Source organism: Mycolicibacterium rhodesiae (assembly GCF_002086695.1).
Lineage (GTDB): Bacteria > Actinomycetota > Actinomycetes > Mycobacteriales > Mycobacteriaceae > Mycobacterium > Mycobacterium rhodesiae.
Map to the genome: position 1 here is coordinate 1 of NZ_MVIH01000025.1, position 12,678 is coordinate 12,678.

Here is a 12,678-nt window from a genome sequence, read left to right on the forward strand (position 1 = left end):
GGGCCGGGCGGGCCGGCCGTGCGGGTTTGGCGGCTTTGGCGGCGTTCGGCTTGCTGCGCAACCGGTCGCGCACTGCCTCCACCCGGGAGGGCACATAGGGCTCGGGCAGCGGCAACCGCAGGATGCGGTTCATCCGGTCTTCGCGGCCGGCGCGCAGAGCGGCCACCGCCTCCGGTTCGTGACGGGCCGCGTTTGCCATCAGGCCGATCATGAACAGTGTTGTCGCCGTTGATGTTCCACCGGCCGAGATGAGTGGCAGCTGGATTCCGGTGACGGGCAGCAGGCCGATGACGTAGCCCACGTTGATGAACACCTGGCCGATCACCCACATGGTGGCCGAGGCGGTCAGCAGCCGCAGGAACGGATCCGCCGAGCGTCGGGCGATGCGCATACCGGTGTAGGCGAACAGTCCGAACAGGGCCAGCAGCCCGAAGGCGCCGACGAAGCCGAGCTCCTCGCCGATGATGGCGAAGATGAAGTCGTTGTGGGCGTTGGGCAGGTAGTTCCACTTCGCGGTGCCCTGCCCCAGCCCGTCGCCGAATACGCCGCCGTTGGCCAGCGCGAACTTGGCCTGCCGGGCCTGGTAACCCGACCCCTGCGCGTCGGCGCCGGGATCCAGCCACGACCGCACGCGGTCGGAGCGGTAGCCCTCGGAGACCGCCAGCACCGCGGCGGCCGCGACGGCGGCGCCGAGTGAGGTGACGAACACCTTCAGCGGCAGGCCGGCGTACCACAGCAGCGCCAGCAGGATGATGCCCAGCGAGACCGTCTGCCCGAGGTCGGGCTGGGCGACGATGAGCACCAGCGCGATCACGGCCGCGGGGATCAGCGGGATCAGCAGTTCGCGCAGCGACGCGTGTTCGAGGCGCCGGGTCGCCAGCAGGTGTGCGCCCCAGATGGCGAACGCGATCTTGGTCAGCTCGGACGGCTGCATCGACAGCCCGGCGACGACGAACCAGCCACGGGAACCGTTGGATTCGTGACCGATGCCCGGGATCAGGACCAGCACCAGCATCACAATCGTGACGGCGAATGCGGAGAACGCCGTGTTGCGCAGGAAGCTGACCCGCACCCGCAGGGCGATCCAGAATCCGACCAGACCAACCACGGTCCACAGAACCTGGCGGCCGAAGATCGCCCATGGCGAGCCGTCCTCGTCATAGGAATGCACACCCGACGCCGACAGGACCATCGTGAGGCCGAGCGTGACCAGCAGCGCGGCCACCGAGATGATCAGGTGGAACGACGTCATCGGCCGGCCCAGCCAGGCCCCGAACCTGCGGTGCACCTCGAACCGGTGCTTGGCCGGTGCGGCGGTGGTGGTTACCGGAGCGGTGTCGGCCTCGGCGTCGGTGTCGGTGTCGGTGTCGGCGGCGGTATCGGTGTCGGCGGCGTCGGCTGAGCCGCGACGGCGCAGCCGGGACAGGATGGTGGGCACGGCGATTACCGGGCCGTGGCGCGCACGGCGGCGGCGAACGCGTCGCCCCGGTGGGCGTAGCCGGCGAACTGGTCGAACGACGCGCCGGCGGGGGCCAGCAGCACGGTGTCGCCGGTGCGGGCCAGGCTTGCGGCGGCGGCGACGACCTCGGTCATCACTCGGGCGCCCAGTCCCGGAGCGGAGGCGTCGACCACTCGAGTCTCATGAGTAACACCTGACTCATTGGTCTCATGCACCACAGCATCCTCCCGCGTCACCACCTCGATGACGCGGACATCGGGCGCGTGTCGCGATAACGCCTCGGCAACCACCGCACGGTCATGGCCGATCAGCACCGCGCCGGCCAACCGGTCCGCCACCCTGGCGACCAGATCGTCGACCGATGCGCCCTTGAGCATGCCGCCGGCCACCCACACCACCCGCGGATAGGCGGTGATCGACGCCTGCGCGGCGTGCGGGTTGGTGGCCTTGGAGTCGTCGACGTAGGCCACCCCGTCGACAACGCCGACCTCCTCGGCGCGGTGCCGCCCGACGCGGAAGGTCGTCAGTGCGTCGGCGATCGAGGCAGGTGCGACGTCTACGGAGCGGGCCAGCGCCGCCGCGCCCAGCGCGTCGAGGACACCGACCGGGCCCGCCACCGAGATGGACTCGACCGGCGCCAGTTCGAGATCGTCGGCGAACGCGCGGTCGACGAGCATGCCGTCTCGGACGCCGAGTTCCCCGCTGTTCGGCTCCCCCAGCCGGAACCCGATCTTCACCGGTGCGGCCGCCCCCGGGAGCAGCCCGCTCGCAACCGGGTCGTCGAGACCGACGACCGCGACCCGGCCGTCGAGCACCCGGGCCTTCGCGGCGGCGTACGCCTCCATCGACCCGTGCCAGTCCAGGTGGTCTTCGGCGACGTTGAGCACCGCGCCCGCCTCCGGACGCAGCGACGGCGCCCAGAACAGCTGGAAACTCGACAGCTCCACGGCCAGGACGTCCGCCGGCTCACCCAATACGTCGAGCACCGGGTCGCCGATGTTGCCGCACAACACCGCGCGGCGGCCGTCGGCGACCAGCATGGCGTGCAGCATCGAGGTCGTGGTGGTCTTGCCGTTGGTGCCGGTGACCACCAGCCATTGCCGAGGCGGGCCGTAGTGGCCCGCGGCGTCGAGGCGCCAGGCCAGCTCGACGTCACCCCAGATCGGCACTCCGGCCCCGGCTGCCGCGGCCAGCACCGGCGCGGTCGGGGGAAAGCCCGGGCTGGTCACCACCAGGGTGAAATCGCTGATCGAAACGACCGCCTCGGCCGGGGTGATCGCATGAATGCCGTTGTCGGCCAACGCTTTCAGCGATTCGGCGTTGTCATCGCAGACCCAGACGTGCACGTCGAGCGATGCCAGTGCCGAGACCACCGCGCGGCCGGTCACCCGGGCGCCGGCCACCAGCACCTGCGCCCCCGAGGTCAGCGGCTCGAGCCCGGGCACCTCAGGCCCCGATGGCCGACAGCCACTCGCCGTAGAACAGCGCCACGCCGAGGCCGCAGGCGATCGCGGTGAGCAACCAGAACCGGATGATCACCGTCGTCTCCGCCCACCCGACCAGCTCGAAGTGGTGATGGAACGGCGCCATCCGGAACACCCGTCGCCCGGTGGTGCGGAAGGCCAGGATCTGCACCACCACCGAGGTGACCTCGGCGACGAACAGCGCGCCCAACACCACCGCGAGCACCTCGGTGCGGCTGGTCACCGACAGGCCCGCGATCATCCCGCCGAGCGCCAGCGACCCGGTGTCGCCCATGAAGATCTTGGCAGGCGCGGCATTCCACCACAGGAAGCCGATGCACGCCCCGGCGGTGGCCGCCGCCAGCAGCGCGAGATCCAGCGGGTCACGCACGTTGTAGCAGCCCAGTCCGGGCGCGGTCGCGCAGGCATTGCGGTACTGCCAGAACGTGATCAGCACGTACGCCGCGCTGACCATGGCCATGCTGCCGCCGGCCAGCCCGTCGAGGCCGTCGGTGAAGTTGACCGCGTTGGACCAGGCGCTGACCACGACGACGGCGAACAGCACGAACAGCAGCGGGCTCAGCGTGACCGTGGCGATCTCGCGCACATAGGACAGCTCGGGGCTGCCCGGCGTGAGCCCGTCGGAGTTCCGGAACTGCAACACCAGGATGCCGAACAGCACGGCGGCGGTGATCTGCCCGACGGTCTTGGCGGTCTTGTTCAGACCGAGGTTGCGGGAGCGGCGGATCTTGATCAGATCGTCGACGAAACCGACCGCGCCGAGCGCGGTGGCCAGACCCAGCACCAGCAGGCCGGAGGCCGACGGTCCGTCACCGTTGAGAGCGAGACCGACCAGGTGCGTGCCGAAGTATCCGGCCCAGATGCCGACCAGGATCGCCACTCCGCCCATCGACGGTGTGCCGCGCTTGGTCTTGTGGCTGGGCGGACCGTCCTCGCGGATCTCGTGACCGAAGCCCTGGCGGGTGAACAGCTTGATCAGCGCCGGGGTGAGCAGGATCGAGACCGCCAGCGCGATCGCGACGGCGACGAGGATCAGTCTCATGACGCGCCCTCGTCGAGCAGCGCTTCGGCCAGCGCGCCGAGGCCGGCCGAATTGGACGCTTTGACCAGGACGACGTCACCGGGCCGCAGTTCGGCACGCAGCAGCGCCAGGGCAGCGTCGGCGTCGGCGACCATGGTGGATTCCGAACCCCAGGATCCCTCCATGACCGCCCCGTGGTGCATGGCGCTCATGGGCCTCCCGGTTCCGACGACGACGAGTCGACTGATATCTAAGCGCACGGCCAGCCGGCCGACACGATCATGCTCGGTTATCGACTCATCCCCCAGTTCGGCCATCTCGCCGAGTACCGCCCAACTGCGGCGCGTTTCGCCCGAGCGGGCCATCACCGCCAGTGCCCGCAGTCCGGCCTTCATCGAGTCCGGGTTGGCGTTGTACGCATCGTTGACGACGGTGACGCCGTCGGCGCGGGTGCGCACCTCCATCCGGTGCCGCGACGCCGGGCCGGCGGTCGCCAGCGCGGCAGCCACTTGCTCAGCGGTCGCCCCGCATTCCAGCGCCACCGCCGCCGCCGACAGCGCGTTGCCGACCTGATGCTCGCCGTGCACGGCCAGCCGCACCTCGGCGGAACCGGCCGGGGTCAGCAGGGTGAACCGCGGCTGGGCCAGCTCGTCGAGCTCGATGTTCTCGGCGCGGACATCGGCCGCCTCGGACTGCCCGACCCGCACCACACGGGCGGCGGTCCGGGCCGACATCGCCGACACCAGCGGATCGTCGGCGTTCAGGATCGCCACACCGGAAGCCGGAACCGCTTCTACCAGTTCACCTTTCGTGGCGGCGATCACCTCACGCGAGCCGAACTCGCCGAGGTGCGCGGTGCCCACGTTCAGCACCACCGCGATCGAGGGCGGCGCGATCGCGGCGAGCGCGGCGATGTTGCCGAGGTGGCGGGCCGACATCTCCAGGACCAGGTAGTCGGTGTCCTCGGTCGCACGCAGCACCGTCCACGGCAGACCGAGCTCGTTGTTGAACGAACCCGGCGGGGCGACCACATCGCCCAGCGGGCGCAGCACCGCGGCGATGAGATCTTTCGTCGACGTCTTTCCCGACGATCCGGTGATCCCGACGATCGTCAGCCCGCCCGCCGCGAGTTCGGCCGCGACCGCCGCGGCCAGCTTCGACAGCGCGGCCAGCACGGCGGCGCCGGATCCGTCGACGTCGTGTTCGAGCACCCCGGCCCCGGCGTCGGCGGCCACCGCAGGTGGCACCACGATCGCGGGCACCCCCACCGGCCGGGCCGCGAGCACCGCGGCCGCGCCCGCCGCGGCCGCGGCCTCGGCGAAGTCATGCCCGTCGCTGCGGGCACCCGGCAATGCCAGGAACAGCCCACCCGGACCGACCGCGCGCGAATCGAATTCGACCGTCCCGGTGACGAGCCGCTCGCCCGCCGCGTCCGCGCTGATGTCCGCGAGCTCGCCGCCCACGATCTCCGCGATCCGGGCGACGGACATCGCAATCATGCGCCCGCTCCCCGCGCGTCGAGCGCGGCCGCGAGTTCGGCACGGTCGTCGAAGGGACGGGTCTGCCCGTCCGCGGCCTGCCCCGTCTCGTGACCCTTGCCTGCGATCACCACGACGTCACCGCTGCGGGCCCAGCTCACCGCATGCCGGATCGCCGCGCGCCGGTCCCCGATCTCGATGACGTCGGCGCCCTCGGCCTGTCCGGCACCGGCCATGATCGCGGCCCGAACCGTCGCGGGGTCCTCGTTGCGCGGGTTGTCGTCGGTGACGATCACCAGGTCGGCAAGCTCGGAAGCGATGCGGCCCATGGGTTCCCGCTTGCCGGGATCGCGGTCGCCGCCGGCGCCGAAGACCACCGCCAGCCGGCCCTGCGCGGGCTTGAGAGTCTCGAGCACTGCCTGCAGCGCGCCAGGCTTGTGCGCGTAGTCGACGACTGCCAGGAAGTCCTGCCCGCGGTCGATCGGCTCCAGCCGCCCGGGCACGGCCGCGGCACGCAACCCGGGTGCGGCCTGCTCGGGTGATACGCCGATCGCGTCGAGCATCGCCAGTGCCAGCAGCGCGTTGGCGACGTTGTAGCGCCCGGGCAGGCGGATCCGCAGCCGGTGATGCACCCCGGCGGGGTCCACTGCGGTGAACTCCTGGGCACCGCCGTCGAGCACCGTGATGTCCTCGGCCCGCCAATCCGCGGGGTGTCCCTCGGCGGACACCGTCACCGAATCGCCGGCCCGGCGGGCCATGTCGCGGCCGGCGTCGTCGTCGACGCAGATCACCGACATCGCGGCGTGTGCCGGTGATGCCGGGTCGAACAGACGCGCCTTCGCTTCGAAGTAGGCGGCCATCGTGGGATGGAAGTCGAGGTGGTCGCGGGAGAGGTTGGTGAAACCACCGACGGCGAACCGGATGCCGTCGGTGCGGCCGAGTTCGAGGGCGTGGCTGGAGACCTCCATCACCGCGGTGTCGACGCCCTTCTCCGCCATCACGGCCAGCAGCGCCTGCAGCGCCGGGGCTTCGGGGGTGGTCAGTGCGCTGGGCACATCGTCACCGGCGATTCGGACACCGACGGTGCCGATGAGCCCCGGAACGCGGTCGGCCGATCGCAGGCCCGCCTCGATCAGGTGAGTGGTGGTGGTCTTGCCGGAGGTTCCGGTGACGCCCACGACCACGACGCGGTCTGACGGGTGCCCGTAGACCGAGGCGGCCAGTTCACCGAGCACCGCCCGGGGCTGCGGATGCAGCAGGACCGGGATGGGTGCGGGTTCGCCGAGCAGGCGGTGGATGACGGCGACCCCCTCGGCGTCGGTGAGCACGGCGACCGCCCCGCCGTCGACCGCGGCCCTGACGTATTGAGCGCCGTGAGCCGAGGAGCCGGGCAGTGCGGCGAACAGGTCACCGGCCACCGTGTCCTGGCCACGCAGGGTGATTCCGGTGATTCGGACGTCGGGCGTCGTGCCACCGGAAGCCGGAACCGCGCCGACCCGGGCGGCCAGCGTCGGCAAGGTCAGCGCCGGCGTGGCGCGGGGCCGCAGGGCGTTGGTCATTGGGTGCTCACCCTACCCAGCCGGCACGGTGCGCCGGTTATGTGGCCTGAAGGATCAACGGCGCGCCGGGATCCGGCGAGAGCGGGACGTTCTGCCGCTGCAGCAGCCAGGCCGCGATGTTGTGGAACAGCGGCGCGGCCGAGTGCCCTGGCGTTCCGTCCGGGTTGCGCTGCGGGTTGTTCATCATGATGCCGATGACATAGCGGGGATCGTCGGCGGGCGCCATGCCGGCGAAGGTGATCCAGTAAACGTCGCTGTAGTAGCAGCCACACGCCGGGTTGATCTGCTGGGCGGTTCCCGTCTTGCCTGCGATCTGATAACCGTCGACTGCGGCCGGTGCCCCGGTGCCCTGCTGGTAGCCCATCGGGTCCCGCTGGACGATCGCGCGGAACATGTTGCGCACCGTGCGGGCGGTCTCCGGCGACACGACGCGGATGCCTGCGGGTCGCGGCTCTTCGGTGCGGGTGCCGTCCGCGGCGACGGTGGCCTTGACGATCCGCGGCGGGATGCGCAGGCCGTCATTGGCAATGGCCTGGTACATACCGGTCATCTGCAGCAAGGTCATCGAAAGACCCTGCCCGATAGGCAGATTCGAGAACGTGCTGCCCGACCATTGGTCGATCGGCGGGACCAGTCCCGAGCTCTCGCCCGGTAGACCCACATTGGTGCGCTGCCCGAGACCGAACTTGCCGAGCATGTCGTAGTAGCGCTCGGGCCCGATCCGCTGCGCGAGCATCAAGGTGCCGACGTTCGACGACTTCCCGAACACGCCGGTGGTGGTGTACGGCATCACGCCGTGGCTCCACGCGTCGTTGACGGTCACGCCGCCCATGTTGATCGAACCGGGCACCTGCAGCACCTCGTCGGGGTTCGACAGCCCGTACTCGATCACCGAGGAGGCGGTGACGATCTTGTTCACCGATCCCGGCTCATACGGTGAGGTGACCGGCAGGTTGCCCAGTTGCTTGTCCTGCTGGCGGCCGATGTCCTGGCTGGGGTCGAAGGTGTTGTCGTTCGACATCGCCAGCACTTCACCGGTTTTCGCGTCCAGCACCACCGCGGAGACGTCCTTGGCGCCGGAGGCGTCCTTGGCCATCTGGACCTGTTGCTGGACGTAGAACTGGATGTCGTCGTCGAGGGTCAGCTGGACGGTGGAGCCGTTGACGGCGTCGTGCTTGTTGCGGTAGCTGCCGGGGATGACGACACCGTCGGAGCCACGGTCGTAGGTGATCGAGCCGTCGGTGCCCGACAGCTTCGAGTCCATTGAGTCCTCGAGGCCGAGCAGGCCGTGGCCGTCCCAGTCGATGCCGCCGACCATGTTGGCCGCCAGCGCGCCACCGGGATACTGGCGCAGGTCCTGGCGTTCGGCGCCGATCTCGGGAAACTTCTTGATGATGGCGTTGGCAATCGCCGGATCGACCGCGCGGGCCAGATAGACGAACGTCTCGTTGCTGCGCAGCTTCTTGAGCAGGGTGGCCGCATCGGGATTGTTGTTGAGCTTGCCTGCGACCTCGGTCGCGATCTGGGTGAGCCGCTTGTCGGGATCCGGCGCGGAAGGCGACTTCTCCTTGGCCTCGGCGAGCTGCTTACGGATCTTGGCCGGCTGGAACGTCAGCGCCCTGGCCTCGATGGTGAAGGCCAGCTTGTCGAAATTGCGGTCGACGATGCTGCCGCGCACCGCCTTCTCGACATCGGTCACCTTGAGCTGGCTGGCGGCCTCGGCACGGAGGCCGGCGGCCTGAGGCACCTGCAGGTTGAACAGCTGGGTGGCAGCCACGCCGAGGGCCAGCAAGATGACGATGTTGCCCGCGCGGTGCCGGAAGACGAATGATGCTGTGCGAGAGCCGCTTTCGATGATTTCACGGGTGCGACGAGACTTTGCCGGCCGGCCCGGCCCGGCATCCGGTTGAGCCTTGCCCGACGAGGTGCGCTGCCGTTTGGTGTCGCGGCGACTCACTGCCCGGCTCCGGCGGGCGCAACGGGCGCATCGACCGGCGGCGCAACCGGAACGTCGGGAGCGACTGCGGGCGGTGCGACTGCGGGCGGTGCGGCGTCAGCGGGCGCGGGCACCGGCGCGAGTACGAGGCCCGGTGCCGGTGCGGCCGGTGCAGCCGCGGGCGCCTGAGCGGGGACCGCCAGCGTGCCGGGCAACGGCGCCTGCGCCGCGCCGGGGGGAAGTGCGACAGTACCGGGCGCCAGAACCGTGCCGGGCAGGGTGGCCAAGGGAACGCCGAAGGGCATCGCACCATTCAACGGCAGCGTGCCGAGCGGAGTGGTTGCGACACGCACCGGAACCTCGGGGGAACTTCCCGGCTTCGGCGCGGGCGCCGGGGGCGGCACGGGGGCGGCAGGCGGCAGCGGCTTGTCGTCGGGGAGCTTGCTGTTCAACGGCGGGGGTGGCACCCCTTCGGCCGGCTTCGGCTTGCCCACCACGGTCCAGTTGCCCGTCGGATCCTGCACCAGATGCGCGGTGTCCTTCGACGGGATCATGCCCAGATTCCGCGCGGACTCGGCCAGCGCGGGCGCGGATTCCGCCTCCAAGACGTCACGTTCGAGCGCTTCCTTCTGCTGGGACAGCGCCTCATTGGTGGACCGGGCGGTGCCCAACTGGTAGGACCGCTGAGCCGCGTCGGTGGACAGCCACAGCGTGACGGCCAGACCGAGGCCCAGCGCGCCGATCACCAGTACGACGAACGGAACCTTGGCGACCAGCGTGTGCGGACGCAGGTCGATATCGGCCAGCCGGGCGATCAGCCGCTCGCGCAGTGGCGGCCGGATGACTTTGGGAGCCTTCGCCTTACGTGCTTTTGCCCGCGCCTTGGCCTGACTGACGTTCTTGGCCCGAGTGGGGCGTTCGGCAGGCCGGGCGACCGGCGCGGTCTGGGGTCCCTGCCGCAGCGCCCTCGGCTCGTGCGGGCGGCGGGCCGACGCGCGCGCCGGCCGCGCCTGCGCCTCGGTGCCGCGGCGGCGGGCGGTGGCCGTGGCTGCGCCCGTCTTCTTCCTGGCCGCCTTGGTCGGTTCGTTCTTGTCGCGCTTGGCCCCGTCCCGTTTGGCCCCTGCGCGATCCATCGAATCAACCGGCTTACGCCCCACCTTCATCAGCTGTTTCCTCCCCGTCCCCGGTTGACCGACATCACGCGTTGCAGTGCCCGTAGCCGAACCGGCGCACTGCGTGGATTCCGTTCGATTTCCGCGGCGTCGGCGCGTTCGGCACCGCGGGTGATCGCGCTGAATTCCGGCTCATAGCCGGGCAATTCGACGGGCAGGCCGGCCGGCGACCTGGAGGCGGTCGCCGCGGCGAACGTGGTCTTGACGATCCGGTCCTCCAGCGACTGGTAGGACATCACCGCGATCCGCCCGCCGGGGCGCAGCGCGGCCAGCGCCGCGGGCAGGGCCGCGGTCAGCGAGTCCAGCTCGGCATTGACCGCGATCCGCAGGGCCTGGAAGGTCCGCTTCGCGGGGTGACCCCCGGTGCGCCGCGCGGGCGCCGGGATGCCCTTGTAGATGATCTCGACGAGTTCGCCGGTGGTGGTCAGCGGCGCCTGCTGGCGACGCTCGACGATCAACCCCGCGATGCGGTGGGCGAACTTCTCCTCGCCGAAGCGGCGCAGGATGTCGGTCAGTTCGGCACGGCCGTAGGTATTGAGGATTTCCGCAGCGGTCAGCGGGGCGTCGGTGTCCATCCGCATGTCCAACGGCGCGTCCTTGGAGTAGGCGAATCCGCGCTCGGCCTGGTCGAGCTGCATCGAGGAGACACCGAGATCGAACAGGACACCGTCGACGGATTCGGTTGCCTCGCACCCGGCTTCGACAAGGGCGTCGGCGATGCCGTCGTATCGGGTGTGCACCAAGGTGATCCGATCGGCGAACGGGGCCAGCCGCTCTCGCACACCGGCCAGTGCACCCGGGTCACGGTCCAGCCCGATCAGGCGCAACGTGGGGAATTCGGTCAGGAATCGCTCGGAGTGGCCGCCGGCGCCCAGGGTCGCGTCGACGAGGATCGCGTCCGGGCGGGCGAGCGCCGGGCCGAGGATCTCGACGGACCGATCCAGCAGGACGGGGATGTGCCCATGCCCTGATTCGGGGTCGGATTCGTCAACCACGACGGGACCTCCGGGGAATTCACGGTGCGCCGCACCAATTGGGGCGGGGTGTGTCCTTGCATCGAGGTCCCTGTCCGAACGGGTGAACCTGGCGTTGGGGAAGTACGTCAGGGTCGGTTCGGGCAGAGACCACGATGCACGGGCCACCTCCGGCTGGGCGGCCAGCTCAGATGATGTCGCTGAGTGCTTCATCGCTGGCCGCGGAGAAGTTCTCTTCGTGGGTCTCCTGGTAGTCCTGCCAGGCCTGGGCGTCCCAGATCTCGAGGAAGTCGACGGCGCCGATCACCACGCATTCCTTGGACAGATTGGCGTAGCGGCGGTGGTCCGCCGACAGTGTGATCCGGCCCTGTGAGTCGGGGTGCTGCTCGTCGGTGCCGGCCGCCAGGTTGCGCAGGAACGCACGCGCCTCCGGATTGCTGCGCGAGGTTTGCGAAGCCCGCCGGGCCAGCTGTTCGAATTCCGCCCGCGGGTAGACGGCAAGGCTGTGATCTTGGCTTTTGGTGACCATCAACCCTCCTGCCAGCGCGTCGCGGAACTTGGCGGGCAGTGTCAGCCGCCCTTTGTCGTCGAGCTTGGGCGTGTACGTGCCGAGAAACATGCTGCGCACATCTCCTTGCCCTCACGCCCCGGAGCCGTCGCTCCGTTAACCGCCACAATACCCCACAATCCCCCACTTTGCTCCACATGATGGGCGGTTTTCTATCCTCATCCGCCACTCTCCGCCACCTACCGGCCACTCGGGGCGCGTGAATCGCCGACTCGACCCACAAAAGCCCAGCTCAAATGCCGGTGGGGCGAAGTGGGGGCAGCAGCGTGTGCATCGAGCTCGACACCACGGTCGCTCAGATGGCTGATCGACAACCCTCGTGTCGATATCGCGCAGAGCGAACTGCCGAGAACGCCCAGGCAAACAAAAACGGGGCAGCCGAAGCGGCTACCCCGTGTTGGAGACGTTGACCGTCACTCGTCGAAACGACGCCGGAAGCGATCCTCCATGCGGCTGGTGAACGATCCCCCACCGCCCTTGGGCCGGCGCTGACGCGAACCGGACGACGGCGGGCCCGAGCGATCCCGGCCGCCTGCGACGCGCGGGCCGGTGATCGCGAAGACCACGCCGCCGAACATCACCACGAAGCCGATCACCGACAGGATCGGGAAGCTTCCGATCATGGTGGCCTTGAACGCAACCCCGGCAACCAGCATGGCCAGACCGATCACGAACAGGCCGGCGCCCTGCAATCGTCTGCGCGTGGAGGGGGCCCGCAGAGTTCCGCCCCGCACACTCGAGGCGAACTTGGGGTCCTCGGCATAGAGAGCGCTCTCGATCTGATCGAGCATGCGCTGCTCATGATCGGAGAGTGGCATTCGTCCCTCCTTGCCGACACGGCCGGTCACGATTCCGATAGAACTTGGCTGCCCAGCAATCTACGGGGCGACTAACCAAATGATACGAGCTAGATGTGCGGCGTACCACCTAGTTGGTCCACCCGATTGTAGCTGTGTCCAGGCGTTGTTCTGTCCTCGCCATCGCCACGTAAGGGCCTGGTCACCCCAGCAGCGGCAGAGCCGGGCCG

10 protein-coding genes are annotated in these 12,678 nt (G+C 69.7%); all 10 read right to left on the reverse strand.

Going from position 1 to position 12,678, the window contains the following annotated elements:
• Positions 1-1,438: putative lipid II flippase FtsW (gene ftsW, locus BST42_RS27085; protein ID WP_207569586.1), on the reverse strand; the 1,438-nt coding region annotated here is incomplete at its 3' end.
• 5 nt (positions 1,439-1,443) lie between these two features.
• A complete protein-coding gene (gene murD, locus BST42_RS27090; RefSeq protein WP_083122803.1) occupies positions 1,444-2,904 on the reverse strand; it encodes a UDP-N-acetylmuramoyl-L-alanine--D-glutamate ligase in 1,461 nt (486 codons plus the stop codon).
• 1 nt (position 2,905) lies between these two features.
• Complete coding sequence (mraY, locus tag BST42_RS27095) at positions 2,906-3,985, reverse strand: phospho-N-acetylmuramoyl-pentapeptide-transferase (protein ID WP_083122804.1); 1,080 nt, start codon at positions 3,983-3,985, stop codon at positions 2,906-2,908.
• Positions 3,982-5,463, reverse strand: coding sequence for a UDP-N-acetylmuramoyl-tripeptide--D-alanyl-D-alanine ligase (locus tag BST42_RS27100; protein WP_083122805.1), 1,482 nt, complete (start codon positions 5,461-5,463; stop codon positions 3,982-3,984). The genes mraY and BST42_RS27100 overlap by 4 nt, the downstream gene beginning before the upstream one ends.
• Positions 5,460-7,001 (reverse strand): UDP-N-acetylmuramoyl-L-alanyl-D-glutamate--2,6-diaminopimelate ligase, encoded by a 1,542-nt coding sequence (locus tag BST42_RS27105; RefSeq protein ID WP_083122806.1) that lies wholly within the window; start codon positions 6,999-7,001, stop codon positions 5,460-5,462. Before BST42_RS27105 ends, BST42_RS27100 begins: the two co-directional genes overlap by 4 nt.
• A gap of 37 nt (positions 7,002-7,038) precedes the next feature.
• Entirely contained in the window at positions 7,039-8,958 is a 1,920-nt protein-coding gene (locus BST42_RS27110) for a peptidoglycan D,D-transpeptidase FtsI family protein (protein WP_083122807.1), read from the reverse strand.
• The gene (gene ftsL, locus BST42_RS27115; protein ID WP_083122808.1) at positions 8,955-10,100 is read right to left on the reverse strand and encodes a cell division protein FtsL; all 1,146 of its coding nucleotides are present in this window, start codon (positions 10,098-10,100) and stop codon (positions 8,955-8,957) included. The genes BST42_RS27110 and ftsL overlap by 4 nt, the downstream gene beginning before the upstream one ends.
• Positions 10,100-11,296 carry a 16S rRNA (cytosine(1402)-N(4))-methyltransferase RsmH gene (gene rsmH, locus BST42_RS27120; protein WP_083122809.1) on the reverse strand — a complete coding sequence of 399 codons (1,197 nt, stop codon included), beginning with the start codon at positions 11,294-11,296 and terminating at the stop codon, positions 10,100-10,102. The genes ftsL and rsmH overlap by 1 nt, the downstream gene beginning before the upstream one ends.
• On the reverse strand, positions 11,271-11,702 hold the full coding sequence (mraZ, locus tag BST42_RS27125; RefSeq protein WP_083122831.1) for a division/cell wall cluster transcriptional repressor MraZ: 432 nt from the start codon (positions 11,700-11,702) through the stop codon (positions 11,271-11,273). The genes rsmH and mraZ overlap by 26 nt, the downstream gene beginning before the upstream one ends.
• Before the next feature lie 362 nt (positions 11,703-12,064).
• Positions 12,065-12,469: an SCO2097 family morphological protein gene (locus BST42_RS27130; protein WP_083122832.1), complete on the reverse strand. Its 405-nt coding sequence runs from the start codon at positions 12,467-12,469 to the stop codon at positions 12,065-12,067.
• Positions 12,470-12,678 lie beyond the last annotated feature (209 nt).

Bases quoted from the DNA above. Each gene is read 5' to 3' on its own strand.
- mraY (WP_083122804.1), bottom strand. From the start codon at position 3,985: ATGAGACTGATCCTCGTCGCCGTCGCGATCGCGCTGGCGGTCTCGATC.
- BST42_RS27100 (WP_083122805.1), bottom strand. From the start codon at position 5,463: ATGATTGCGATGTCCGTCGCCCGGATCGCGGAGATCGTGGGCGGCGAG.
- BST42_RS27105 (WP_083122806.1), bottom strand. From the start codon at position 7,001: ATGACCAACGCCCTGCGGCCCCGCGCCACGCCGGCGCTGACCTTGCCG.
- ftsL (WP_083122808.1), bottom strand. From the start codon at position 10,100: ATGAAGGTGGGGCGTAAGCCGGTTGATTCGATGGATCGCGCAGGGGCC.
- rsmH (WP_083122809.1), bottom strand. From the start codon at position 11,296: ATGAAGCACTCAGCGACATCATCTGAGCTGGCCGCCCAGCCGGAGGTG.
- mraZ (WP_083122831.1), bottom strand. From the start codon at position 11,702: ATGTTTCTCGGCACGTACACGCCCAAGCTCGACGACAAAGGGCGGCTG.
- BST42_RS27130 (WP_083122832.1), bottom strand. From the start codon at position 12,469: ATGCCACTCTCCGATCATGAGCAGCGCATGCTCGATCAGATCGAGAGC.